General features: G+C 45.0%; 25 protein-coding genes. 5 read left to right on the top strand and 20 right to left on the bottom strand.

Annotated features, from left to right (window positions below):
- Positions 1 to 84 precede the first annotated feature (84 nt).
- The 3 genes from KIT90_RS09190 to KIT90_RS09180 all read left to right on the top strand — a co-directional run bounded on the left by KIT90_RS09190 (position 85) and on the right by KIT90_RS09180 (position 3,134).
- A complete protein-coding gene (locus tag KIT90_RS09190; protein ID WP_285376388.1) occupies positions 85 to 1,635 on the top strand; it encodes a competence protein CoiA family protein in 1,551 nt (516 codons plus the stop codon).
- Between the two features lie 819 nt (positions 1,636 to 2,454).
- A complete protein-coding gene (locus tag KIT90_RS09185) occupies positions 2,455 to 2,739 on the top strand; it encodes a hypothetical protein (protein WP_285376386.1) in 285 nt (94 codons plus the stop codon).
- Between the two features lie 77 nt (positions 2,740 to 2,816).
- Positions 2,817 to 3,134: a type I restriction endonuclease subunit M gene (locus tag KIT90_RS09180; protein ID WP_285376384.1), complete on the top strand. Its 318-nt coding sequence runs from the start codon at positions 2,817 to 2,819 to the stop codon at positions 3,132 to 3,134.
- Positions 3,135 to 3,396: 262 nt separating this feature from the next.
- Here KIT90_RS09180 and KIT90_RS09175 read toward each other — a convergent pair whose 3' ends face one another.
- The 4 genes from KIT90_RS09175 to KIT90_RS09160 form a co-directional block, all read right to left on the bottom strand.
- Complete coding sequence (locus tag KIT90_RS09175; protein ID WP_038888482.1) at positions 3,397 to 3,555, bottom strand: Hok/Gef family protein; 159 nt, start codon at positions 3,553 to 3,555, stop codon at positions 3,397 to 3,399.
- A 369-nt stretch (positions 3,556 to 3,924) separates the two neighbouring features.
- Positions 3,925 to 4,338, bottom strand: coding sequence for a hypothetical protein (locus KIT90_RS09170; protein ID WP_285376382.1), 414 nt, complete (start codon positions 4,336 to 4,338; stop codon positions 3,925 to 3,927).
- A gap of 10 nt (positions 4,339 to 4,348) precedes the next feature.
- Positions 4,349 to 5,047: a StbB family protein gene (stbB, locus tag KIT90_RS09165; protein WP_285376380.1), complete on the bottom strand. Its 699-nt coding sequence runs from the start codon at positions 5,045 to 5,047 to the stop codon at positions 4,349 to 4,351.
- A gap of 2 nt (positions 5,048 to 5,049) precedes the next feature.
- Positions 5,050 to 5,526 (bottom strand): hypothetical protein, encoded by a 477-nt coding sequence (locus KIT90_RS09160; RefSeq protein WP_285376378.1) that lies wholly within the window; start codon positions 5,524 to 5,526, stop codon positions 5,050 to 5,052.
- 230 nt (positions 5,527 to 5,756) lie between these two features.
- On the opposite strand from KIT90_RS09160, the gene KIT90_RS09155 reads away from it, so the two are divergent.
- Positions 5,757 to 6,110, top strand: a complete 354-nt coding sequence (locus tag KIT90_RS09155; RefSeq protein WP_285376375.1) for a relaxosome NikA — start codon at positions 5,757 to 5,759, stop codon at positions 6,108 to 6,110.
- On the top strand, positions 6,104 to 8,821 hold the full coding sequence (locus tag KIT90_RS09150; RefSeq protein ID WP_285376373.1) for an LPD7 domain-containing protein: 2,718 nt from the start codon (positions 6,104 to 6,106) through the stop codon (positions 8,819 to 8,821). The genes KIT90_RS09155 and KIT90_RS09150 overlap by 7 nt, the downstream gene beginning before the upstream one ends.
- 204 nt (positions 8,822 to 9,025) lie before the next feature.
- On the opposite strand, the gene KIT90_RS09145 is transcribed toward KIT90_RS09150, so the two are convergent.
- The 16 genes from KIT90_RS09145 to KIT90_RS09070 all read right to left on the bottom strand — a co-directional run bounded on the left by KIT90_RS09145 (position 9,026) and on the right by KIT90_RS09070 (position 25,201).
- Positions 9,026 to 10,024, bottom strand: a complete 999-nt coding sequence (locus KIT90_RS09145) for a patatin-like phospholipase family protein (RefSeq protein ID WP_285376371.1) — start codon at positions 10,022 to 10,024, stop codon at positions 9,026 to 9,028.
- Between the two features lie 137 nt (positions 10,025 to 10,161).
- Positions 10,162 to 11,565 (bottom strand): hypothetical protein, encoded by a 1,404-nt coding sequence (locus KIT90_RS09140; protein WP_285376370.1) that lies wholly within the window; start codon positions 11,563 to 11,565, stop codon positions 10,162 to 10,164.
- A 274-nt stretch (positions 11,566 to 11,839) separates the two neighbouring features.
- Positions 11,840 to 14,044: a DNA topoisomerase III gene (gene topB, locus KIT90_RS09135; RefSeq protein WP_285376368.1), complete on the bottom strand. Its 2,205-nt coding sequence runs from the start codon at positions 14,042 to 14,044 to the stop codon at positions 11,840 to 11,842.
- A gap of 8 nt (positions 14,045 to 14,052) precedes the next feature.
- A complete protein-coding gene (locus KIT90_RS09130) occupies positions 14,053 to 14,589 on the bottom strand; it encodes a conjugal transfer protein TraL (protein WP_285376367.1) in 537 nt (178 codons plus the stop codon).
- A 10-nt stretch (positions 14,590 to 14,599) separates the two neighbouring features.
- Positions 14,600 to 16,339 carry a type IV secretory system conjugative DNA transfer family protein gene (locus KIT90_RS09125; protein WP_285376366.1) on the bottom strand — a complete coding sequence of 580 codons (1,740 nt, stop codon included), beginning with the start codon at positions 16,337 to 16,339 and terminating at the stop codon, positions 14,600 to 14,602.
- A 42-nt stretch (positions 16,340 to 16,381) separates the two neighbouring features.
- Positions 16,382 to 17,398, bottom strand: coding sequence for a P-type DNA transfer ATPase VirB11 (gene virB11 / locus KIT90_RS09120; RefSeq protein ID WP_285376365.1), 1,017 nt, complete (start codon positions 17,396 to 17,398; stop codon positions 16,382 to 16,384).
- Positions 17,382 to 17,558 carry a hypothetical protein gene (locus tag KIT90_RS09115; RefSeq protein WP_285376363.1) on the bottom strand — a complete coding sequence of 59 codons (177 nt, stop codon included), beginning with the start codon at positions 17,556 to 17,558 and terminating at the stop codon, positions 17,382 to 17,384. The genes virB11 and KIT90_RS09115 overlap by 17 nt, the downstream gene beginning before the upstream one ends.
- A 188-nt stretch (positions 17,559 to 17,746) precedes the next feature.
- Positions 17,747 to 18,937: a type IV secretion system protein VirB10 gene (virB10, locus tag KIT90_RS09110; protein WP_285376361.1), complete on the bottom strand. Its 1,191-nt coding sequence runs from the start codon at positions 18,935 to 18,937 to the stop codon at positions 17,747 to 17,749.
- Positions 18,930 to 19,697, bottom strand: coding sequence for a TrbG/VirB9 family P-type conjugative transfer protein (locus KIT90_RS09105; RefSeq protein ID WP_285376358.1), 768 nt, complete (start codon positions 19,695 to 19,697; stop codon positions 18,930 to 18,932). Before KIT90_RS09105 ends, virB10 begins: the two co-directional genes overlap by 8 nt.
- Positions 19,694 to 20,449: a virB8 family protein gene (locus KIT90_RS09100; protein WP_285376356.1), complete on the bottom strand. Its 756-nt coding sequence runs from the start codon at positions 20,447 to 20,449 to the stop codon at positions 19,694 to 19,696. Before KIT90_RS09100 ends, KIT90_RS09105 begins: the two co-directional genes overlap by 4 nt.
- Positions 20,446 to 20,598 (bottom strand): hypothetical protein, encoded by a 153-nt coding sequence (locus KIT90_RS09095; protein ID WP_021018376.1) that lies wholly within the window; start codon positions 20,596 to 20,598, stop codon positions 20,446 to 20,448. Before KIT90_RS09095 ends, KIT90_RS09100 begins: the two co-directional genes overlap by 4 nt.
- Positions 20,599 to 20,673: 75 nt before the next feature.
- Positions 20,674 to 21,621 carry a type IV secretion system protein gene (locus KIT90_RS09090; RefSeq protein ID WP_285376353.1) on the bottom strand — a complete coding sequence of 316 codons (948 nt, stop codon included), beginning with the start codon at positions 21,619 to 21,621 and terminating at the stop codon, positions 20,674 to 20,676.
- A 9-nt stretch (positions 21,622 to 21,630) separates the two neighbouring features.
- On the bottom strand, positions 21,631 to 21,858 hold the full coding sequence (locus tag KIT90_RS09085; protein WP_042605785.1) for an EexN family lipoprotein: 228 nt from the start codon (positions 21,856 to 21,858) through the stop codon (positions 21,631 to 21,633).
- A gap of 13 nt (positions 21,859 to 21,871) precedes the next feature.
- Positions 21,872 to 22,534: a type IV secretion system protein gene (locus KIT90_RS09080; protein WP_285376350.1), complete on the bottom strand. Its 663-nt coding sequence runs from the start codon at positions 22,532 to 22,534 to the stop codon at positions 21,872 to 21,874.
- A 2-nt stretch (positions 22,535 to 22,536) separates the two neighbouring features.
- Entirely contained in the window at positions 22,537 to 24,867 is a 2,331-nt protein-coding gene (locus KIT90_RS09075) for a conjugal transfer protein TraE (RefSeq protein ID WP_285376348.1), read from the bottom strand.
- Positions 24,830 to 25,201, bottom strand: a complete 372-nt coding sequence (locus KIT90_RS09070) for a conjugal transfer protein TraD (RefSeq protein WP_285376345.1) — start codon at positions 25,199 to 25,201, stop codon at positions 24,830 to 24,832. Before KIT90_RS09070 ends, KIT90_RS09075 begins: the two co-directional genes overlap by 38 nt.
- Between the last annotated feature and the right edge of the window lie 2 nt (positions 25,202 to 25,203).

The raw sequence follows: 25,203 nt of genomic DNA, 5'->3' as shown, positions 1-25,203 counted from the left end.
CATTAGAATGAGAGCCGATTTTAGGGCTTAGTTGGTCTGCTGCACCATAAGCTCTTTAGCTTAAGCCTAAATGGGAGTTTAGAGTTGTTAGATTTTCATATAACGAAAGCTGTTTATAAAGACTCACCTACTGAAATTGTATCAATCGAAGAGGTTCACAGTGGCTTACAGGAAAACGTAATCTGTGCCGCTTGCTCTAGGCCATTGATAGCTAATAAAGGGAATGTCAAAGCTCACCATTTCTCACATAAATCTGATGATTCTTGTTCTGCGGCGTATGAAACGCAATTGCACCTCACAGCAAAAGAATTCTTTGCTAAATCACTGAAATTACCACATCCAATCGACAGGGCTTGGGTGCGTGCGGAAGATTGCGCACTTGTCAGTATAGAGAATGTAAGGCTTGAGCAAACGGAGGATGGTAAGCGACCTGACCTGATCGTTGATATTGGACAAGAAAAATATTGGGTAGAAATCGCAAACAAACATTTTTGTGACTCTGAAAAGCTTCAAGATATTAGAGAGTCACATAGAAACCTGATAGAAATTGATGTTTCTGACTTAATGGATGCATCTACTTTTAACAGCCTTGAAGGGTGTAAAGTTAAGATCCAATCACTTCACCACTTTAATGACTCCCATAGCGCTGTATTGCTAGAAGCCTCAGAAAGAGAAAAGAAAACTAAAGAGCGGTTGATAGCTGTGCGACGTTTGGAGTCCGCTGTTCAAAAGAAAGAAGAGCGGCTATCTACAAAAGAGCAACAGGTTAAGCGAGCACATGACAGTACCGTATCCAAGTTTGAGCAAGAAATTCAAAGGATTAATGTAACTAAAACCAATGAAGAAAAGTATCTAGTGGAGCTCCAAGAGAGCGTCGAGGAACTGGAAAAAACCAAGGCTTTATTGGAATCGCAGGTTAGATCTGCCGCAGTCATGAAAAGTGAAGCTCTCGTTAAAGCTCGGGCGGCACTTGAGTCTGAAATGACCGCAAAGTTAAGCGCTTACAAAGCGGAATTAGTTGATGACTGGAATCGAGAACGAGCCAGAAGAGTTACAGCGTTAGAGTCTGAATTGACTATGATGAGGAATGACGAACAGAGTCGAATGCTGAAAGTTGTGCAAGAAATTCAGCAGAAAACTATTCAGTTGAACAATATAACAGAGCAAGTAAAACAAAAAGATAGTGAACTGTTAGATGTCAGCCAATTGGTTAATGAAGCTATAGTAAGAGAAAAAATAGAAGCAGAAAAATTGCTGTCAGGTATTAAAAGCGAAATATTTGAAGCGAAATCAGAGCTAAAACAGTTAGAGCCTAGCGTTCAGCGTGCGAAGAACTATGAGCGCGCAATTGAAATGAAGAGCAGTGAATGCAATCGTTTGGAAAGCAGGGTAAAAGAACTAAATGAATACTGTGATTTTGCGATCAAGAAAGGTTCGGCCTTTGCGATTGAGTATAGGGCTTTAAAATTAGCGCTAACAAAAGAAGGTGAAAGTGTAGAGAAGCTGGTCTCATTACTAACGCTTCCTTATATGCCTAAGTTAATTTCAGACAATATCAGGAAGAATCGAAACTTGCATGAGATGAGCTTAGCGGAGGTCTATTGGAATGAAACAAAGCAAGAACCTCCCATGTGAACCGTTCTTAATCTTCATCACAGTGTAATGCTCGATTACTCTTCAATCGCTAGGTTTTCTCACTGTTTCCCAATCTACAAATATGCGTCCCTTATACCTTAGTGCAGGGTAGGGGATACTAAAGAATACTTGTTCATAACATTTGGTGCATCGATGTGGCAATTGGTTATGAGTTGAGCGTTCTCCGTCTGGATCATATCGATAGAAACCTTGACCACATTTACAGGGATATTCTACTCGTTCTATGCCGTTTACTTCATGGTAGTGGCGTTTTTCTGAAGTCTTACTCATCTCTTTTTCATTTCTCGTTTCTCGTTTCTCTAATCTGAATTCTTACAGACAAAGTCTATTTACACAAAACATTGGGCGTTCTCGCTAGGCGGCACACCGCTGTCGCTCGGTTCATTCCGTTGGGCGGCACTCCGTCACTATGTTCCTCCCACGATAACTAGCCTCAAAACGAAATGGTAATTGCACCAGGTTCGTTCCTCACTTGGTGCCATCCCTCTTTCTGTTCGGCTTAGTTCCTGTGAACAATCACCCAACGCAAAAGCATTCCTATGGCAATACCATAGTCACAAAGTCATTTCGATTATGTTTGCTAAGTGGCTGGTAAATCGCGTCCTCCCTTCTCGTCAGTCATTGGTTTCCTAGTGATTTTCCCTATCGCCTTGCAACTTCCTGTAACCATCCTCACCCAGAACCTTATCTGCAAGGGTATATGAACGCTGCGCGCCCCTGCAGAGAAGAACCATGTTTGAGGGTTGGACAGTCAGGCAACGACGAAGATGAAAATTCACTCCATAAGGAAACCTAGCCATGACTGACTCAAACGTAATCCGCGAAACCATCACTAAGCAATCAGAACCGACCAAGTTCTCGAACTTGGAGTCGAAGGCTGCCTCAAAAGATGAGGCTTTTAAGGTGGCGATGGGAAGTGATGTGCGCCCTAGTGAGCTTGCCAACGCTGGGTTAGCGATGAAGATTTTCCGATTCTCTCCGGCTGATCCTGAAGAGGTGGCGAAACGTCTAAGCGACTTTGTTGTGACAGACGAATCGACCGCTTGTGAAAAGGTCTTTCGGTTTGAGCGTCTGCCGTACTAGCGGCAGATATAAAAACGCCTTAGCTCCACTTGCGACGGAAAAGCTAAGGCATTCATACACAAACCAATGAGGTTCATATGAATAATGTAAACGAAAATAAGCGCCAAATCCACACCAGTACGGCTGTAGCATTTAAACTCGGTGAGATTGCTTTCACTCAAGGCATACGTCAACTGCTTGATGAGTTGCCGTATGAGTTGCTACTACCTTGCTTAATTCGCCATACAAACGGCGATTGGGGTGAACTGTGTATCGAAGATAAGGTTGCTAACGACGAAGCTACGCGCCACGGTTTGCGTATTCTGTCAGCTTATAACTTCGCAGGTGAGCGTATTTGGATCATCACCGAAGGCGATCGTAGCGTGACAACATTCTTGTTGCCAAGCGAATACTAATCTATGGAGCAGGGCATTGGTAACGATGCCCTGATAGAGCATGATTGAAGTGAAATGGTGGTGTGAGCGAGAAGGTGCGTATTTTTGCCGTTGGGACGATACGCAAACGGGATACTTGAATGAAGAGGACTTGCAATACGAAAAGGAACGAGGCGAGGAGATCATTTGGGAGTGTGCTTAAAAATATGGGTGCCCTTTAACTTACATCTAGACAGCACTGAATCAGAGAGAAGGGCTCCTGTAACCCCTCTCTCTGTCCAGCTTACTTCACCGTTTCGTAGACAACGAAGCGGGCCAGAAAGTTGGTATTCCCATCCTTGTATTGCACTTCACATAGTGAATCTCGAACTATCCATAGTCCTACCAATACGGTGATACAAATTACCGTTAATCCCGCTAAGGCGGTTTTACTTTTTGGCATTTTTCGTTGCCTCCTTGTGGCAAAGAGGCTAGTATTTGTACTGTCAGATACATACACGGCCTCGTTTGAATTTATAGTTCATTCGGGGCTTTGTACTTTCTACCACTTGCAAATACTACTTAGAGAAAAGCTAATGGCAGTAAGCCAAGAGCACCCGAGACTATTCTAAAGCTTTCCCTTTCTAAATCTCTATTCATGTGGTTTTAAAATCGTGCGGGTATCGTCATTTATTCAAATGCTATTGGTTATCTAAAAGACGTTTATTGGTTACTGATGGTAATGCTTAACACATATCCATATGAGGAGGACAGGAGACCGCGAGGAAATATCTCCTGCCGATTGTGGATATGTGTTAAGCATATAGTTCACTCACAACTTGAACGCTAATAGGTAGAACACGCCTCCTAAAAGACTGCCAACAAACACAGCATTGACGAGTAAGGCAGTGAAGAAGAAACCTTTATTCACCGGAATGTAGCCACTCAACTTGCCCGAGATTAGTTTGTTGATGGCTACCAATTGTTGATCGTACTCATTTCTCAAATCTTCTTTGAATGAGTTGTGAAATGATTGCTGAGAATGCTCGATATCAGTTCTTAATTGCCTGCTGTGGTGTTCAACTTCACTGGTGATATCGAGCAGGCGATTTATTTTTTTCTGAAACGAGGTGTCAAACTCGCTCGGAACGAGCTTCAACGCCTCACTTAACGCAAGGATCGCTTCTCGGAGTTCGTGGAGCTCATCAAGGGTGAGCTCTTTAGTTATTTGGGCAAGGTTGTTCATGTTGCCTCCCTTAGATTAGCTTTAACGCAGAAAATGCTTGGTCTAATTCATCGTTAAACCCGTTGACGAGGCGATGCGCAGAACGTTCAAAAGAGAGAATGCTGCGTTCTTCTTTTGATTCACTTTGACGAATTAATGTGCGGTAATCTCTTTTGTCATTTAATACGTCCAAAAATGGGCGATCTATTTTTGCGAGCAAATCAAACACTGTAGATTCGAATACGACAGGATATTCTGATAGTGAAATGCCAGAAGGTATACCACTTAAAAATTCTGCGTACTCTTTGGTAACGGCCAGTTTTTTATTTGCCATATTGAACACAACTTTAACGCGCTCAGGCTCTATACCAAGAGTCATTAGATTTTGAATAGTAGTAGCAGAGTCCACTTGCTGTTTGTTGGATGGGGTAACAGGGACTAAAAAGTAATCAATATCTTCATGACTGCTTTTGAACTCCTGCATTTTCAATAGAAAGTTTTCGATATTGGAAGAGCCAACGTCAATGATTGAGCAATCATGTTCATCCATTTTATTAAGTACGTCTTCGAACTGCTCTGCTGAGATTTTTTCGTCGTTCGTACCATCTGAATTAATGGTTTCGACTTTGACAACCTGTGCCCCTTGTAGCCTTGGTTTTAACAGGATGTCACAGATGGTAGATTTACCTACGTTGCCTGAGTTGTTAACGACAGCAATATTTAAGTACATGTTTATTTCCTCTTCATTTTACGCATACGATATTCATTGATTCGCGTACTCAGTTGAATTTGGTTAGGGCAGTTCCAACTTTTTACTTCTTCTGGTGTGAGGTCGGTTTCTTGCAAGACGCTGATTAAATATTCATTGTGAATACCAATTGCTTTCCAGTCCGAATCAGAAAAGTTAGTTCGTGGTTTTGACTTCAGCGTGCTTCGCTTAATGTCTTCGCTCGCCGTACATGGTTGTTGTTGAACTTCATTGCTTTCGATTATCTGCATCGTGGCTTTATGAAGTAAGTTGTAGAAATGTGATTTACCAATGCTGAACTGACCGTGTTCATATATTCTTGAATAACTAAACCCGTTTCGTTTAAACGCAATCAATTTGGAAATGTACTTGTAGAATACACCTTGTGTAGTCATTAGTTTGCTATCCAAGTCATTTTTAATATCCTGTATAAGCTTATTAAGCGTTTCTTCTGAGTACATAAGTCCTCTCTGTGATAAAACAGTGATATAAGTATGATTAGACTATGATGATTAAATGCTCGCCTTGTGATAGTTCTAACTTAATATGTGAAAAAATACTAGTGAATGTGTGAAAATAAAAGACCCATTTCGAGTCTTTTTTATTTCCATAGGCACGTTGCCGAATGTATACATTCGCGTGCTAAGGGGATAATATCCCCTTGAACCCCTGAAACTCTACGAGTTTAATTATGGAAAAAGAAAGTGCCACTATTCATATTCAAACAAGGATAACACCTTCTGAATATAAGCCGTTTAAAAGTGTTATAGAGAACTTTGATATAAAAAAGGCTGAGCTTTTCCGAAAAGTTATTTTATCAAACGAGAAAAACATGGTGAAAGTGAGCAGTTCAGTTGAGGAAACTGATGCTCAAAAACGCATGCTTTTTCTAGCCAATAAAACCTCGAATAACATTAACCAAATCGCCAAGAAGCTAAACCAAGCTTACCGTGGTGAAGTGGTTAGTGAGCGAAACTACCTCAAGATTATGAATGATTTGATTGGCGTTCGCTCGGCTTTTGAAAAAGGCATGGATAAATGTTAGTTCGAGTTCGTGGTGGTAAGGATGGCATTGCAGAGTATTTGCGCGATGGAATGAAGTCCGATCGCGAAATGCACCGCGACCAATTAGATAAGCGTATTTGTATTGATGGGGATTTATCTATTACCGATACCATTATTAAAATTATGGCGAAAACAGACAAACCTGAAAATTATTTTCATGTCACTTTGAGTTTTGCTGAGAAAGATATTGGCGAGCAAGTGATAAGAGATGTTTACAAGCAATTTAAAACAGAGTTAATGGCGGCGTATGTCAGCGAGGAATTTAATATTTATGCTGAAGTTCATGTTCCAAAAATTAAGTCCTACGAAGATAAGAGCACAGGGGAAGTAGTAGAGCGTTTTCCTCATGTTCACGTTATCATACCTAAAAAGAACTTGCTCGATGATAAGAATTTAAATCCATTTGGCTTCTACAAATCGCATGAGAGTTATATTCAAGCTATCCAAGAAAAAATTAATTATAAGCATGACTTGGTATCACCTAGAGATAATCAAAGATTATTCAATATCGACAATGGAAAGCTGTTAGCGCGTTACAAAGGCGACAACTTCAAAGGTGCGAACGCCAAACTCAAGTCTGAGCTGTTTGACGCTATCCAAGACAAAAGCATCAGCACTATGGCCGCTTTCAAAGAAGAGCTGGCGAAACATGGTGAGGTATCGATAGGTAAGGCCGGAAAGCCGGACGAATACCTCAAAATTAAACCTCACGGCTCATCGCGCAATGTTCGCTTAACGGACAGTTGTTTTCGCCCTGAGTTTATCGAGCATCGAACACTTAAACGAGAAAAGCCGAGCGAAAAGCAGGTGAACCGCTTGGTTAATGAGTGGGTCAACAGCAAGTCACATGAGGTCAAGTACATTCACCATGCAGCCCCAAAATTGCGCGAGCAATACAAGGCACTGCCAACCCAACTAAAAGGGGAGTTTTTAAATGAGCAACGAGAACGATATTACCGACAGTACAACCTTAGCACCGGAGCCCGACTTTCTGAACGAAGCACTGGAACCGGACTTTCAGAACGAGGCGCCGGAGCAAGCCAGCGGAATATTCCAACGAGCAGACGGGCGCGTGATCGAAAGCTTGGTGTTGAACGAGGCATCCCAAGAGGATTTACCGACATCCCCCACGGCTTGCCAAGTATGTCCGAACTCAATGTGGCTACAGCAGGACGAAAACGGGGAAATCGTCCTACAGAACTATTGCATGATAATGCATCGGATCATTTGGCAGTCAAGCAAACCAGTCGAAGTCCTCAATTGCGACGGACTGGTTATGAACCTCGACGACGAGTAGTTCGACTCTCGGTTTACCGAAAGCCTTCACCGAACGCGACACTGGCAACCATTAGGCGCATCAAAGCCAAGGCGCAACATAGCGAGAGCTACGTGACGCAATTGTTCGACACCTTCCAAGAAAATAAGCAAGAGCAATGCGAACTCGGTCGCTTTCGCACTATCAGGCAAAACCTAAAGGCTGAGAGCCTACTTTCTCACCTTTCCGACTCTCATGGTTTAGTCAAAGACCAGTACAGCCACTTTAAGGCCAAAGATGGCTCTGTGCGGATAAAAGCTGAAACACGAGCTTATAACGTCAGTGACTTTTGCACGAAATACATGGGGCTGAGTTGGGATGAAACCAAAGAAATCTTAAAGACGACTTACGGCAAGCAGAGGCAGCAACTCGCGCAACAGCAACGAGTTCGCCAAGAGCAGCAAGCCGTCAATTCCATCGTGTTTGTCAGCAATAGCGTTACTCAAGGTTGGGGTAAAAAGAATCCGCTCGATGAGTCCATCCGATTGCTCAAACACTTGCAGCGTAAAGAGTACATTGGAGAGTTACCTATGGCACTACATGAACTAGAGCGCCACCGTGCACCAGAAACAAAAGACAATGCTATCGTTTCAGCTAACGAAAGCTTTAGCGCCGTCGAGAGCGCTAAGCGCATCATGAAGGCTAGAGAGATTGCTGCGCAGATCACGTTGACCATGAACGACCTAGTTGCTAGTAAGAATGACACAAAACGTTATGTGGACTTCTCTGACAAGAACACGGGCGATAAGGTGTTTCGTGATGACGGTGAAAAGATCGTCATGCACAGCAAACAAGCTGACATTAACCATACCGCAGCCGCTCTAACGCTTGCCGCCGAAAAGTTTGGGGTGGTGAAAATCAATGGTACGAAGGAGTTTAAAGAGCAAGTTATCGACGTAGCTGTGAGCAAGGACTTAAACATTGTGTTTGCAGACAAGAAGATGGAAGCGGATTTTGTTCGTCGCAAGGAAGAGTTGAAGCGTGACGTCATTGTTGAAACGATGGATAACGCTCGCTCGAAAAGTGAAGCGGCAACAGCTCAGAAAGAGCACATACCTCATGAAGCTGCGAATACGCAGCTTAAAGAAGAGGTACTTAAACCTGCTAAGTTTGAAGTCGAATATCAGTGGGATAAGCTCAGTGGTAAGCTGCAAGTAACGATAAACGGGAAGTCGCCAAACCGTTTTGAACAATCCACGGTTGAGCAAATTGTGAAGAAAGATGCTTTCTTGAAACACTACACCGTTAAAGAGGTGCAGTTTGGTTTGATAGACCAAAAGAAAGCGGAAGGGGTTCTACCTCTACCTAAAAATTACGATGCGCAAGCAAATGAGGTCGAGCAGCTTATTAAATGGCAAAGCCGCAGCCTGAAATAGAGTGTTATAATAGAATGTATTCCGCCGAGCTTGCAAAATCGCGACTCTGTCGATAAACAGATGATTAAGATAAAATAACTCGTTGAGTAAATGGGGGGCTATTTGGGGCGCCCCAAAGTTCGGGTAAACCTTGGAAATTGCTTTGCCAACATAACAATCTATTAACTACTTTAAGCAAGCGAGTAATAGGTAGAGGAAAGGCTCTTAAATTGGCTTGCCAGTTTCTGGGTTGACGCGATCTAGAGATGGACCAGTGTACTGTCCTAATAAAAACTGAACAACATTCTCGCCATAAAGTTTGAACCACCAATCCCCCATTTTCCGAAGCTTAGAAATGTTACCTTTAGATATGTCATCCATGGCATCATCGGGTGGACTGTTCAAACCAGGTTGCTTCCTCATATCAGCATTTACGCGAATGTATTTTCCTTCATCAAGCAATGTTCTTGCTTGGTAAGCTACGACCTTCTCATCTGATAACACATCAAGTATATTACCCTTCGAGAACCAACCAATTGCCCCCCATTTTTGAGAGCTTCGACCATTGATTTTTCTTGTTCGATAACCTGTTCCGACGGACAAAACTCGTAGATCGCTAATTGAAGTATCGGCCCATACTCGTTTGGCTTCAGCGATTGCACACATTGTCGGGTTGTTTGCAGTTACCCCTCCGTCCACAAGCCATAGATCTTTAAGTTCTTTTGTTGGGAAGTACGTTGGAGCTGCGCTTGAGGCGTCGGCTACTTCATATGATTTCAGGCTAAGGAATTCTTTTGAGGTAGATTTAATAACGACAGGCTTTCGTGTGGAAACTTCATATGTTACAACTAAGATATGTTTGTCTTTAGGGACATCAGAAATCTTTGCAATACCAAAGTTCTGTTTTAAAACTTGTGATTTTCCACTCGCTTCATATTTTGGAGAGTTCAGTCCGTCAAACTCTAAAATCCCCTTATTCTCAGTAAATATCTTTTTTGCGTTTTGTAAGCTATACAGATTGTTAATATCACGCATAGACAAGTTCGTAGTTGACAGTGCTAGTGCAATAATGCTGCCTGTACTAGTACCAGCGTAAAAATCAACACAATCACGAATAGATAAATTGGCTTCAGATCTCAATTTATCATCTATATGAGATAGAAACTGTGTTGTTGCCGCTCCGCGAATACCACCACCATCTAATGAAAGAATAACTTTAGCCATACTCCCCCCTCAGTTGCATATTTTTTGAAACTAGAAATAATATATTTAACCCACTTTTCCTAAATCCAAGATTAAAATTTTTGTGGAAAATATTGTGTACCTTTCTCACTCTATGTTTATTATTTTTCATGATGCTGCTATTCAGGAGGAAAGTCATCGAAACATTTCTGTGTGCTCATTTCGATATAACATTTTGCCTGCCGTATATGATGCGGATATTCATATTCTCCAGAATGTTCATCATCTATGTATGTGAGAAGCATCTGAAAGTAAGTTATGGCATTATTAATCGAATCGCTAGAATCACTTTCGTCTTGCACTTTAGATAGCTCGTGACTTAGAAAGGCTTTACCATAAAATATTTTACCAAACTGAATTGATTGTTCTTTTGATGCATGTTGACCAAGGTTTAAACCATTATCTAAAATGTTCAACCCATCTTCTATTTTTTCTATTGCAGATTCAGGCGAGTTCCCCCTTGATTCTCCCCATTTTTTAATAGCAAGGTTGTATATCAAGTTGAGTGCAACGTGCGAACAGTACTCTTTATCACGTTGCATTGCGTTGTTAGCATAGTCACATTTGTAATCTAACAATTCTAGATATTTTTCGTCTATATTTCTTATTAGGTAGCGTCTAGACTGTGTCGCAAGAATATGATTTTCTGAAAAGATTAATGAGAAAACTTTTCTTTCTGCTTTATCGGAGAGTTCCCATTTCCTTTCTGAGACTAACTCTTGCGAAGATGCTCTTGCCAAAGCACTTACCAAGCCAATTAGCATGGCCTCTGAAGATTCGCTCGACAACAGTTTTTTTTCGATTATTAGTATCGATGAGTTGATATTTTCAACTAAATATTGGCTAGCGTGTTGTCGTAGATAAGAGTCTTCGGATTCTAGTGCATCAAAGACTAAATTGATATCTACTAATTCATTAGCATTTGCAACGCTAATTAAAGGGAAGAGTATCCTATTTTTATTTATAAATGCAGTTGGCTTTAACTCACTTGATGCTGAGTGAACGGATTCTAACTCGTATAAACCGGATTTAGTCTTCAGCCAAAGTTTTTCTCGCTTAAATATAATATGGATATCTAAAATATCATCGACCATGTCTAAAGGGATGCTATAGTCATTAAAATCATTTTTATTCTCAAGGCGAATTTCTATGTTACTCGGAAGTCTTGTCTTAGAATAATGCCAGTGAACATCTTGTAACCAATTATTTTTTAACTGTATTTTAGTAAAAAGCTCTTTAGTCGGATCATTTACTCTATAACTAGGCCTTAAATCCTGAACTATGCCTGACATCGTAATGGTGGCTTTATTTCTATCTATAACCCATACCGTAGACAAAATAGTTAGCAATAGAGCTATAAATACCCAGTTCCCTGCATACAACCAAGAACTAATTGTCCTGTCTTTTCCTTTCGCAGTATCCCAACGACTGCGTAGTTTTTTCTCTGCGATTAGAATTAACACTGCCGCTGCTCCAGCAGGTCCCCATTGAAGTAATATGTCAGCAAGTTGTTGAACTTCCATGTTTATTTCCTTCGGCTAGCTTTCTTCTTGGTATAACGCCTTGTACAAGTTAATTCGCAATCAGTCTCGCCACCTTCGTATTACCTACTCTTCTACAATCCTGTAAATCAATTGCCCAGCTAATGGAAAGCAGAAAGTAAGCAAACATGCGCTATGAGACTATGTAAGTATGTGACAGGTTGGCTTATAACTCCAATACGAGTCCACAGAATGCTGATATTAATCAAGTGTGACCCTAAAAAACCCCGTCGCCAATAGACAACGGGGCTTTCTTTTAGCTGCTTTTAGCGCTTTCATAGTTAGGGCGGCCTTTGCGATCAAAGAGCGTGGTGGTGCAGTCTGGATAGCCAGAGCACGCCCAAAAGTATTTGCCTTTTCCTTTCGGTGATTTGCGGCGTATTAGACCTTTGCTGCAAGTCGGGCATTTGTGATCACTGACAACAGGTTTAATCCTTGGCCTAAAGTCAGGTTTGCCTTGTAGGTCAGGGTAAGCCTTATCGCATTCTGGATAACCAGAACATGACCAAAACCAACCATTTCGTCCGTTGCGTCTGTACAAGGGCTTACCGCAACTAGGGCAAGGGACGGTGTTCGAAGTGATGTTAATGCCGTTCTTGTCTAGGTCATTGGTGCGCTCTGTAATGTAGCTGTCTACATCGGCAATGAAATCCTCGACTGACATTTCACCCGCCTTAACGAAGGCTTGTTTCTCTGCCCATATCGCAGAGATATCGGGTTTGATGATTTCGTTAGGAAGCGCGGCACAAAGCTCTTGGCCTTGCTTGGTGGTTCTCCAAACCTTCTCCTTGTAACCTTTTTCTTCGCCAATCGAGATGAGTTCGGTGTTTGCAGCAAGCTGGCTCAAGATGCTGGCGCGGGTTGCCTCCGTTCCGATACTGCCTCGGTCATTGCTGTCTTTGTCCTTAGCTTCCAGCTTGGCGCGAAGGTCTGGATCATCAATGAAACTGGCGGCGCGGGTCATTGCGGCCAACAGTGTTGATTCCGTAAACAATTTCGGTGGCTTGGTTTCCTTTTGTTCAACCTCACTTTCGACACAGGTGGTTGCTGTGTTTGATTTAAGCGTGGCTAAGTCAAACCCATCATGGTCACTTTGGGTTTCCTTCTCTTCGCTGTGCAGCACTTCCCATCCCTGTTCAACGAGTACGCTTTGCGTTGCGCTGAACTGGTAGCCTTCGACTTCAAACATGGCTTTGGTTTTATCTCGAATGGACTCTGGGTAAAACAAACCGATGAAGTAACGAGAAACCAACTCATAAACCTGTCGCTCTTCTTTGTTTAGGCTGGCTTGGTTTCCGTGTTTTGTGGTCGGAATGATGGCGTGGTGCGCCTCGATTTTATCGGTGTTGAATGCCTTGTGCTTGCGCGTCATATCAACATTGGTATTGGTAATCGAGTCGGTGAGGCTAGGGTAGGTTGCGCCGATGGCGACGAGGATATCACTGCTTTGATAGTAGTGTTCGTCGGAAAGAAAGCGATTGTCCGTTCGAGGGTAGGTTAAGAGCTTGTGCGTCTCATACAAGCTTTGGGCAATACTCAGCGTTTTTTCAGCACTGTAGCCGTAACTTTTCGCGCAAAGCTGTTGCAGCGTAGAAAGGTTTAATGGCTGTGGTGCGTGCTTCTTTTCGGGTTTAGTGACGACCAATGTCACCAGTCCTTGTCTATTGGTCACAGAGTCTTGAATGAAGCTCGCGTTAGATGCTGAAATTAAACGCTTTTTATCATCAACCTGATCGCTCTCTTTGGTGTTGTACTTCGCTTTTATGCGATTTTCGCCACACTCAAACTGCGCATAAATATCGTAATAGAAACTCTTTTGGTGGTTTTGGTTTGCCAGCGTTCTTTCATTCACCAAACCCATGACCGCACTTTTAACGCGGCCTACGTTGAGCACGCCTTGAAAGCCTTTCTCACGACCTTTTAAGGTACAACCCCGCGTTAGGTTATACCCAAAGCTCTTATCGCTAATAGAACGCGCTAGAGCGCTCATACCAAGGGGAACGTACTTCTCGTTTGGCTCCATGTTCGCCAGTGCTTTTTGAACCGGAGCAAGGTTCAAGTCAGCGACCAATAGGCGCTGAACGGGTTTGGTGTTTCCTGCGTAGTTAAGCACCTCATCAACCAACAATTGCCCTTCGTCGTCAGGGTCGCCAGCGTGAACAATCGTGTCGGCTTTCTTGATGAAGTTAAGCACGGTTTGAAGTTGGCTTTTAGTGTCTGGGATGGGTTTGAGGGTCGGCGGGTAGACTGTCGAGATAGGCAAATCATCAAACGTCCACTTCGCATACTTCTCATCGTAGTCGTCAGGATCATAAGTCTCTAAAAGGTGTCCAACACAGTACGTCACGACATGCTCTTTGTGTTGATAAAACCCATCCCCTCGCTGCGTTTGCGGGTTGCCACCTAACCCTTCGAAGATGGCTTTGGCAAGGGAGGGTTTCTCCGCGATATAAACGATCATAGTGCCTCCTAGTGTTCGGTTGAGCCTTCGATGTACGTGTTTCCTGCGTTATCGAAGTAATAGGTTTCCCCGTACTGCTCACCATCTTGGAACGTCTCAACGTAGCTGATGGTATGTGAGCAATATTTTGGGCTTGAAGTCCCTTGTTTGTGGTTTACATGGCAGCTCTGGTCTTTAATGATTTGGCTCGGTCGAACCTCTGTTTTACTGCATCGGCTCCAGTCTTTGCCTGTTTCCCACTTCACGCATTCAACGCGTGGTGGGATGTAGGCGGCGCGGCCATCGCGAGCAAACATGTCGGTATCATTCGACGGTGTGCCAATAGGGACATCGCCGGAAAACAAACAAGACGTAAAGCTTGGGAGGGGAGGCTTGAACTTCTTAATGCGCTTTACGAACGCTTTCTTGGCGCCACTGCAACCACTTGGAAAGCCTGTCGGAAGACAAAGCCAAATGGCGCATTCATCGTCGCTTGCAGCGAAAGCGGGTTGAATCGGCAATAAAAAAGCCGCTGTGATAGCGGCCATAAACAGTTTGTGTTTCATGGGATGTTCCTCAATGGAGTTTAAGGCGTGGGATTTCAGGGATATTCGCCTCGGAGTATTTCACTCGCTCAGCGAACACAGGCTCTTCAAAGTAGATGATTTTCTCTGCAATGAAGGGGCGTTGGTTCTCTTTCAAAATCAGGGTTTTGATACCGAGCTCTTTGGCAACAGGGTGCTTTTCAAAGCCAAGCTCCACAATTTCATGCGGCATCATCAACGGGCGTTTCAGCTCATCTTCACTGGTTGTTCGGCTTGAGCCTTTGCCCGTACTGCGACTGACTTTGCGCTTTTTCACCGTTTTGGTACCCAAGGTGTCAGAGAGGCGGCGAACGTTGTCGTCCACTTCTTTCGGTGGGTACACCACCTTGACGCCATGGTTCTTACGAATGTTTTTTGCGTTCTCACGGCCATACACTTCTTCGAGTTGGCCTTCGTCTTGATAGATGGTCAAAAATCGCAGGTTGTAACCAGCGGTGTAGCTGATTGCTTTTTCGATTTGCTTGACTCTGCCAAGGGCAGTGAACTCATCGAGCAAACCCAAACACTGATATTTCAGGGTGTCGTCATGTTCAGGAAGGGTGCGGGTGTTTTCAGAAATCAGCTGCTCGAAGAACAAGTTGAACAGCTTTCCGAAGTTTTTGAGGTTGGCGGGCTGGCAACCGACGTAGATGGTCATGCGCTTTTTGCGCAGCTCGCGAAAATCAAAATCCGAGCCACTGACGGCAGCTGCGGTGACGCGGTCGCTGAATATCGCCAATGGACTGAGTAAGTTACTTTCGACGCTCGAATAGGTGTCTTCGGCCATCGATAAGCAGTTATTGAACTCAAAACGCGCATCGTCTGAGACGTATTCGTTTTTGATTTCTCGGCGCATCCACGCTCTTAGGCCGCCCTCGATGCCGCCAAGTTTCAGTACGTAGGGCAAAGAGGGCGTGATGCCTGTAATAGACTCGGTATCGAGCATCCAACAACTGAGCCCCTTAAATAGCTTACCCGCCAACTCGTTCCAAATATCGCCCTTATCCCCAGAAATTGGGTATAAGCTGTTAGCAATATTGAGCACATCGCTCACTCGAAATACGGGGCTTCTGCGAACGTAGTCGTAAGGATTCCATTGATGGGTGCGAAGCTCTTCGCGCTCTCGCGCTTGCTCATCGATGGCATATCCATCCGGCGCAAACAAGAAAACGTCTTGGCCGCATTGCTGACGAAACCCGCCGCTTTTGACCAAGTTCTCGAACTTAATATCGACACAAACTAACGAGTCAGGATAGGTCACGCAGTTGGGGATAACGATGCCAACCCCTTTACCGCTTCGCGTTGGGGCTGGGACTTCAACAAACTGCGAGCTCTCTAGCTCGATAAAACGGCCTTTAAAGCGACCTGTTGGCATCTTGCCTAATAAGATGCTTGGTTTTTTGTTCTTGGCTTTCGGGTCAGGGAAAAGACCTGAGTTCGCCAAGTCCATATCGGTCGCGAACTTCGCACTGCCGTGGATTTCTTCTTTTTCTTGGCTGGCAATGGCTATCACGATAGCCATCAACGTCGGAAATAAAGTAATAGTGATACTTACGGCTACCCCAATCACCAAGAACTTCTTGATGTCAGGGTTGTGGTGGTAGGCTTGCCACTGGTCAAAGAGGCTGTAATACGTCAGGTGCTCTAACGAAATATGGGTGAGTTTGTAATAGGCAGCGCCGCCACCGTACAAGCCACCAATGAAGCACAGCAGGGTAAAAAAAAGGAACATGGCGAACAATATTCCTTTTTTCTTTTTCGATAGCGCCATGATTTAGCCCTCGCTTAACAGTCGGTTCTTCTCGACGGGGTCGTAAAAGAGTTCGACGAGGTGAGTGTGTTTGAAAAAGGCAATCACATCAATGCTGGTTCGAATGGTTCGCATGATGTGGTGATAATCGAGTGTTTGGCCGACTTCGGATTGCTTCACCAATCCCGCCAGTCGTGCGGGTGTGGAATAACAGTCGTTGGCGTGAATGGTGGTGATTGAGCCTTCGTGTCCGGTGTTGAGCATTTCAAGGTACGTCCATGCCTCATCCCCGCGCAGCTCGGCCAACAACACATGGTCGGGCTTCATTCGCATACATGACTCGATGATTTGTTTCGGGGTTAAGCCGCCTTGTTTGTAAAACAGATGAAGGTGATTGGGATGGTTGGGTAAGTCGAGCTCATGCACATCTTCAATGGTGAAGAGGCGCTTATCGATGGGGTATTCGTCCACCATCGCTTTCATGACGGTGGTTTTGCCCGAACCGGTACCACCGACGAGCAAGATGTTGAGCTTGCTCTTTACTGCCATGCTAAAGAATTGCGCCATGTTGCCATTTTGTTTGAGCGTGAGCAGCTGCTCTTGAACCGGTGTTAATTCAACACGGCTTACATCCATTTCTCTAAAGCCAGAGAAGCGACCGCTTTCTTGGTAGCTCGACAGCGCAAACCGAGTGAGGGAAGGCTTTCGGATGGTCATGCTGACAATGCCGTTTTCAGTGGCGGGTGGGATAGCAATTTGGCCGCGCTCGCCATCGGGGAAAATGACCGAGGCGACAGGGTTGGCTTCACCGAGAGGAATGGTCAGCCCTGCGAAAGTGGCTAACGCTTTCGCGAGGTTGCTGCACATGTTTAATGACAAGTTTGGCAGCGCGTCCCGCTCCCAACCGTTACCACGGTCAAACCACACCTCGTTAGGTCGGTTGATGGCAATCTCGGTGAGCCCTTCTAAGTCTAAGTAGTGCCGCAGTCCGGTCATGCTGAGTAATTGATTGACCGTGGCGGCCTTATCGATGGTGTTCATGACTATCCTCTGCAGTATGGAACGTGCTTCGTTGCTCGATTTCCTTTTGCACCTCAAGCCAATAATTGACGAACTGCGGTGAGGCATGAGCCAGGACGTTGGGGGTGATGATGTTAAGGCGCTGCGCGAGCGCGATATCAAATTCAGATGGGGTTTCCATGGACAATCTCCAAAGTCTTTATCCACGCGTGGCGTGTTACTCCTTTTGTCTCAACAAGCGCTACGCCCGTTATTGCAGCCAAAAGCGAGCCTTGTATTGAAGTGAAAGTGAGAAGGTGGTTGGCCTGTCGGGTCTAAAATTTTACATAGATCATTCATGTAATCCCGCAGACCAACCAGATTTAGCGGTTACTCGAAGGCGTACACGCTCGACATATCAATGTCGCGAGCAACAATGATGTTGATGCGTTGACCGATTTGGGTGTAACCCGTTGGTGAAATATTGATGCTGCTCTCAAGTGCCTTCTCTGCCATGTTGCTGGCGTTCTCGGTTGAGCTATCAAAGGTAATATCCCCATCCGATGAAGCGGCCTTTTCGGCGAGTGCGCCAAAAGCATCGTCGAGGAAGGACAGTAAAATTGCGCCGCCAAAACGCTCTTTAAAGTGATTGTCTACCCAAGCCTCGTTACCGCTTGCGCCGAGGCGACCCGCACCCAGTGAATCGATACGAATGGAAATCCCGTTCGGCGTCTCGATATCAGCCCACGTTGTGAATACGCGGTTTTTTCCTGCTTCTAACTGGACATTTTGCGAGCCCGTGAGCAGCGAACCGCGCTCAACCAATAAGGCTTTACCATTGGCGCTGTACACATCTTGCGTAACACGACACATCACAATGCCCTGATAGTCAGAAATGACCTGACTGTAGAGTGCGCAAGGAATGATAGAGCCATGTTTCAGCAAAAAGTCTAACCCTCCTTGCTTGCGCTTGGAGGCGTGACCCATCGCGAAGATTGGTGCGTCATAACTGTTGTCATAAGAGGCGGGTTCAGATGTGCTTTGACTATTGGCATTGCCACTTTCAACGTTGACCATAAGACCAGCCATCAAGCGACGCTCTTGTGGAGTTGGTGGCGCGTTCTTGTCTCGCTTCGATGTGGTGGAAGGTTGCTTTGCGATATTCGGCTCTGGAACGCCCGTTTTAGGTACGGTGACAGGTTGCTGCTGCGTTGCTTGCGCTTTGGCATGCTTGAGCTCTTGTTCTCGCTTCCACTGTGCGGCGCGCTCTTGCTGTGCCTTGTCTTTTTCATGGTCACGTTTGGCTTTCTCAAACCAAGCACTGTCGTTACCGACCGTGCCTTTTTCAACGCCAACCACCTCGGCAGTGGTTTCTGGCTGTAGGGGCTTTGTTTCCACTTCCGCTTCACGAAATTGATTAATCGCGAACAGAACACCCACTGCGACGACGGCCAAAGCGAGGATCACCAAAGCGATCACAATGACCGCTTTGTTTTTCTTTTTACGACCGCTCACCGTGAGCTCGCCACGGTCGAGGTTGGCACTTTCATAAGCGCTTGGGATGGTGTTGTCATCACTCATGTTCGTCCTCCTTAATGACGCGAGTGGCTTTAATCGAGCTCGCTTTTTGGTTGTGGCCAGCGAATTCGACAAAGTGAGAAAGCACCCCTAAAACACGCTCACCAAGGCGCAAACGGTATTCGTTGGCAATCGAATGGATCACGATGGTGTCTTGCTCAATGTGATAGTTCACTAACGACTCTTTGCCGTCGGCGTTGATTTGGTAAATTACGGGCAGCTCGGCATTTTTAGAAAACTTCATGCAGGTGAATCGGCCATCATCCCACGCGTAAGCGGGGGCTAATTCTTCATCACCCCACTTCACGTAACGGAAGTTGTATTTTCCATCAGTACAAGGGGCTTTGAGAGAGGTTGTGCTGGCTTTCTTCGGTTTGGGGTAACGCATTTTCACCACATAGAACGGCTGTTTATTGGTGAACAGTTCAAATGAGTAAGTGCGCCCCAAATCGCTCACGATGGTTAAGTTGGTATTGGGCTGCTTGGCTTGAGGTTTAAAGAACACGTTGTTACCACGCACGTTAAACCCCCATGCGGCGGCATCACCCATCCCTAAGCCAGAATGCTCGCCAACAATGGTTTCATTCTTGTCGAGCTGAATGAGGGTGGCGACGCCCACTTTGGTGCGTATCGCAATCACATCGCTTGGGTCGTACTCTGCATACACGATGCGACGGTCTTTGCCTTGATGCTTTGGCAGGGTTAAGGCGTGAGTGGAGAACGCCATCAAACACGCCAAAGAGACAATCAGTTGTTTCATCATTGGATCACCCTGTTTTCTTGATAACTGGTGACTCGGAAACCAAGTGGATTGAGTTGGCGCTCCGACTCCGTTTTGATTTCCTTGAGGTAATCAAAGGTAACGGTGGCGCTCCATTTGGTCGGTAGGTAAGAAGTGTCTGGTGTGTCGTCGCTATTGAGCACCACTTTGGTGAAGGACACTTGCGCGAGCATTTGGTCTTGGCGGGTTGGCAAGAACGAAATGGAAACGTCTTCTAAGCGGATTTTCTTATAGTCTTTGAGCACTTCGACAGGGGAGTTCTTAGCTCGTAGCTGCGTGCTGTAAGCGCTGAATACATCGTGACGACTGGTGAGTTTGATGTAGTCAAAGGCGTCTTGAACGGTTTGCCATTGGTAAGAGCCACGAGTAATGACATAACGATTTAACCAATGCTTATCTAACGCTTCGCCGTAGGTGATTTCTCTTGCGTCAGCGAGTGGTTGAATGATTTGAGTCATGCCTGTTTGTGGATCGATGTAGAGCAATCGATAGTCCACGGTTTTTAGTGGCATCATCACAACAATCGCAATGCCGAGAACTAAAGCGAGAACGCCAGAGCCCGTTGCGACTTTCCATGCGGTTTTCGCGTTTTTCTTGGCGATTTCGACACGGTCTTGTTCGAACTGCTTAATCTGTTCGAGGTACGCATCAGCTTGCTTTTGATGTTTGGCGGTGGTTTTTTTCTCGGCCTTGGTATGATTGTGTTCCAAGGCAGAATCGATGGTTGTGCTCATTGCATGTCTCCTTGGGTGTACAAATCAGCAAGGTTAACTTTGGAGGGGTTAACCGGAGTGATATCGCCTTTTGGCTCCGGTGGCGGCGGTGGAGTGCTAGAGCAGCCCACAGTCAAACACGCCACCAATAATAGGGTGAACGTCTTCATAAAAATGTCCTTTTTTAGATACAAAAAAACCGCGTAAAGCGGCGCGGTGTCTAGGGTGAGAGTGTGTGGAAGGTGTTAGCCTGGTCTAATTCGGTTTTTGAACTTATCGCCTAATGACTTAGCACCATTGTATGTGCTTTGCCCTGCGCGTTTGGCTGCTCCTGCGCCACCTTTAGCGGCGTTACTGAGGCTTCGCATTCCCATTCCCATATTGCTGACTAAGCCGTTAATACCAACGCCGCCTGAAAGGGATGAACAGAACACAGGTATTTGGACTGAGATTAAGATGCAACAACCAAATAAGATAAACATTACGAAGATACTACTTAGGGTCATTTTGTCCTCACCACTAAATACTATGTAATCGATGGTTTGGGTGAAAATGCTGAACGCTAAGGGGTAAACGATGGTTAAAAGTACATAATTCAAGCATTGACCAGTCCATGTTTTAAACATGTCTCGCGTTGAGGGAAAGAAAGCGAACATGATAAACAGTGGACCAAGTATAAGTAAAAAGCTGACCATGACCTTGGCAATTAATAGGTATGCCGTAGCTACAAGTAAAAAGGGCATATACCCTAGTAAGATTAAGCAAGCTGAGAAGAGAAAAAGTATAGAGCGAGACCACGAGTCAGTTAATCCAAAATTTGCTTGTTCCCATACAGCATTGAATTGCTTCAACATGGTCTCAAACATAGTCTGCAAACTCCCGCTTCCTGTACTCCCAAGTAGCGAGCTAGAAATATCATCTCCCGAGTAGTACACCATAGGAACTATGCTGTTTAAGTACCACGAGGTGTTAAACGCTACAGTAGTACAGAATGCTAATGAAGCCATGAATTTTAACGACTCCATTATCATCATGTTCTCAGCATCATAGAGCGCCTGAAATGCAAGGTAGATAGCATATAAAACAACGCACGCCCCAACTAGGGGCGTGATAGTGGCTGCAAATACACCAACGAAGCTGGCGATATTTTGCTGTGTTATTTGATGAACGAAGTCGAAAAGTAGGTCAAACATAGAGCCCCCTTAATAGGAAATGCCGTCCCCATTTGTAAATTGGTCAAAACTATTTTCAAGCAGCGCTTTTCGAGCGTTTTTACAGTTCTCGGTTGGTGTAGCCGAGCTTTTCTCACACTCACTATGAACAGTTTTAGCTTCTTCTAAGTGTTGGGAGTAATATTCGGTAGTTTTTGTTTCATTCCCACAACCAGTAAGAATTGCAGATACGAATAGAAGGGGTAATAGCTGTTTCATCAGTAATTCCTTATTAAAATGCAATGCCATCACCATTCGTAAAGGCATTGTACTGCTTGTTAAGTTGTTGCTCGTTTTCAAGTTGCTTCCTACGTTCTAGCATGTCTGACATTGAATCCATCATGCGTTGCTCGTTTTGCATCTGCATGGTTTCAAAGTTGATGCTGTTCGCTAAGTCCTCTTTGGCCGCTGGCGTTGTTGCGCTGCCAAATTGACTAAGTAGATGACTCATTCGTTCATTGCGTTCAGTACTGCGCTCATAAAGCATTTCCTGAAAACGAAGTTGCTTCAGTTGCATATCGTAGCGCCTCTGTATCACGGGGTCGTCGGAATAAAGGTCAAATTCAGAACGTAAGTCGGATATATCATCCACCGCGTCATACAAATCACTGTATGCACTGAGATCGATCACATCATTTAGGTTTGGGTCACTGAGTATTTCTTCGAACCCATAATGACCTTCAACCATCGATTTATAATGCTCCGCTTGGCTTTTGAGTTGATTAAGGCGGTTACGAGCTTCGCTTATCGACTGCGTAAACTCTTGAGCTCGCTGTGCACTATCAACCACCATTTGAGTGATACCCGCAACGTCAACAACGGGGATACCCGATGCTTGTGTTGAGGCGTTCAATGCCAATGCAATGCATAGGGCAAGCGTGGTTCGTTTAAGCATGGTTATCTCCTTTTCAGTAGTTCAGGTATCCACAAATCAGGATCATTGCCCACCTCTGCGCGAATGGTTTCACACAGCACAATGTCATCGGTAGAGCCTGAGATAATCGGTAGGAACTCATCAAAGCCACCTAAATCCAGCTTTGCAAAACAACTGGTGTTCGATTGCTTAATGAGCATGGTTCGGCTTTGTTTATCGAGCGCCTTGAGTTTGTCGAACTCGCCTTGGGTCAGGTTGCATTGCTGGTAAGCGTCATACTCTGCATCAGGGTTAGGCAAGTACACTTTGGTTGCTGTTTGTTGGACGATGGCAGGGAAGATTTCACAATGAATCGCATCTTCTGGTGACTGTGATGACAGCACCATAAACTCATTCATTAAACGTCCGGTTTTTAACGCCCGTTTCATCACCGCTTGGGTGAGAGGGAAGTTCGCTGGCATCCAGAACTCTTCCACAATGGTTTGCAGTAGCTTACCGGACTCTTGCATGAGCTCTTTTAAGAAGAACAAACAGGCAAGAACGGGCTCGCTAGCAGGATGAACATGACCGCTCGAATCCTTCTCTAGTAGCAGAGTTGAATCAAAGCCAATACGATCCATTGCTTGCGGGTTGAACTGGTTATGAGGTGAGTCCAAACACCAAGCGAGCTTGCCGTTTTCACTGCGACACCATTTGCTGAGCCTCATGCGCAAATCCGGATTTTGAATGGATTGCAGCATCACACTGAGGCCGCGCATCGGTGCGTCAAAGTTCATCACGTTATCTATCGCATCTTTGATTTCCTGCTCATCGTGAGCGCTGATGTGGCCTTGTGAGTCTTGCGCCAAGCGGCAAACAAGACGGTTCAAGAAGCTAACGAGTTTTGGCGAATGCTCCAATTGGAAAGGGTTGATGCCTGTATCTTCGCCTTCCTTAATCGAAAAGTATTCACCACCAAACGCTCGAATAAACAGCTCGGTAGATCGTTTGTAATCGATACAAAAGATTTGCTGATCAAAGCGAGTAAAAAAGCCGGTAAGTGTGGCCTCTAGTGTCGTTTTACCTGAGCCAGATGCACCGAGTATCATGGTGTGTCCTGCGCTCTTTTCTCCCGTATTGTTTTTGCCTATTGCCGAGGCGTGGCAGTTAAAGTGGAATAGGGAGTTAGACAGCGTTTTTAAAGGGATGATAGCGCTGCCATCACCAACCGGATTGCCTGTTGCTTTGCCTGTTGAGTAGTTGTGCAGTGACCATGTCGAGGCAAGGTTAGCGATGGTTCGTGGTGAGGGTTTGATACGCATCTTTGACGCGGGAAGGGCGCTTAAAAATGAGAACTGAGACTTGAGGTTCGAACGCTTTAAGACCGTGCCTTTGGCTAGGAACTGACCATTTAAATCAGCGCTATCTATGATCACTTTGTCCGGCGAATCGCCAATGACGGCCAGTGATGCATGATAGTCTCCAAAGCTGACCGCGCCGGAGGCAACATAGTCTCTCGCCGCTTGCAACTCTTCTAATTCATGTTCCGCGTTGTCACTGGACTCAATGAAGTTGGTTTGCCTATCAATCATCTTTTGAGCTTTAAGGGGCTGCATGAAGATCATGGACTGAGTCAGAATAAACTCAGTTGGTTGACTCAAAATGAAATCCCACATTCCCATTTCTGTTGCGATTGGTAGCGCATCAAGCTCGAAGAAGGTGGCGAACTTGGTGGCCTCGTTGTTCGCGTTGCGAACTTCGAGCAAGTCATGCCCGAAATGCCAATCACTATGGCCGATATAATTGCGCACTTTTTCTGACGTAAGTGGCTTAGGTTGGTCGTTGTAGTTGAGTAGGTAAGAAAGAAACTCAACGTGTTCACAGCGATGATCGTCACCGACGTCAAGCGTTTTGCTATCAAAACGCTTTAACGCGGCTGATACCGTCTTGAGAATATCACCAAGCTCATCTTCTCCTTCGGTGAGTGTGCCTTTGTAGTTGAGTACAAAGGTGATGTAGTACCGGACACTGAAAAAGTCCTCACCGGAAAAGTCTTGCAAGTAACGATCAGAAAAGCGCTGCATGAAGTCGCTCTCGAAGCGATAGTGGGCTTCAAAGCGTTCTTTACGTTTAACGATGTGTGTCCAAATGGCAAGTTGACTGCCGTACTTTCTGGCGAGGGTGCTAAGGATGTTTTTCACGAGCTCAAAGGAAGGTTTGAGCGTGTTGTAAGATTCTGACTCGAAAGGTATTCCGTTTAGGCTTATGGTTGCCATGACTTTGGAATCATCCAAAGAGAGCATGGTTCGATTGATTGGGTAGCCATAAGCAGGAAGGTCAGTCAGGGGTATTGTTTTTAAACCATTCGCTGACATGTTGCTTTCTCCTGAATGGGTGATTATCGATAGAAGTGAATGAAATGGTGTTGGACTGGCAGCGAAGGCGAGTTAAGAAGCCTTTTGCTTCCCATTTCATGTCATCGATGGCTCGGCTGTCTTCCTCGCTACGAATGCGGATATACAGTAGCCCTAAAGCAATAAAGGCTGGAAAAACCAGCCCTTTTACTCCGAAGAAACTCAGCCCAAGCCAACCAGTCAGTAGCATCAACAACATCCCTGTAATGAGAGGGATGATAGGCATGCCAAACATGAGTGGTTTGCGAGCCAGTGAGTTATAACTGGCGTAGTGATCTCGTTCTTCGTCTTGCATGA

Origin of the sequence: Vibrio sp. B172a (assembly GCF_030248355.1) — a bacterium.
Lineage (GTDB): Bacteria > Pseudomonadota > Gammaproteobacteria > Enterobacterales > Vibrionaceae > Vibrio > Vibrio owensii.
Note: the sequence above shows the minus strand (reverse complement) of the source record. Positions and strands in the feature narration are given on the sequence as shown.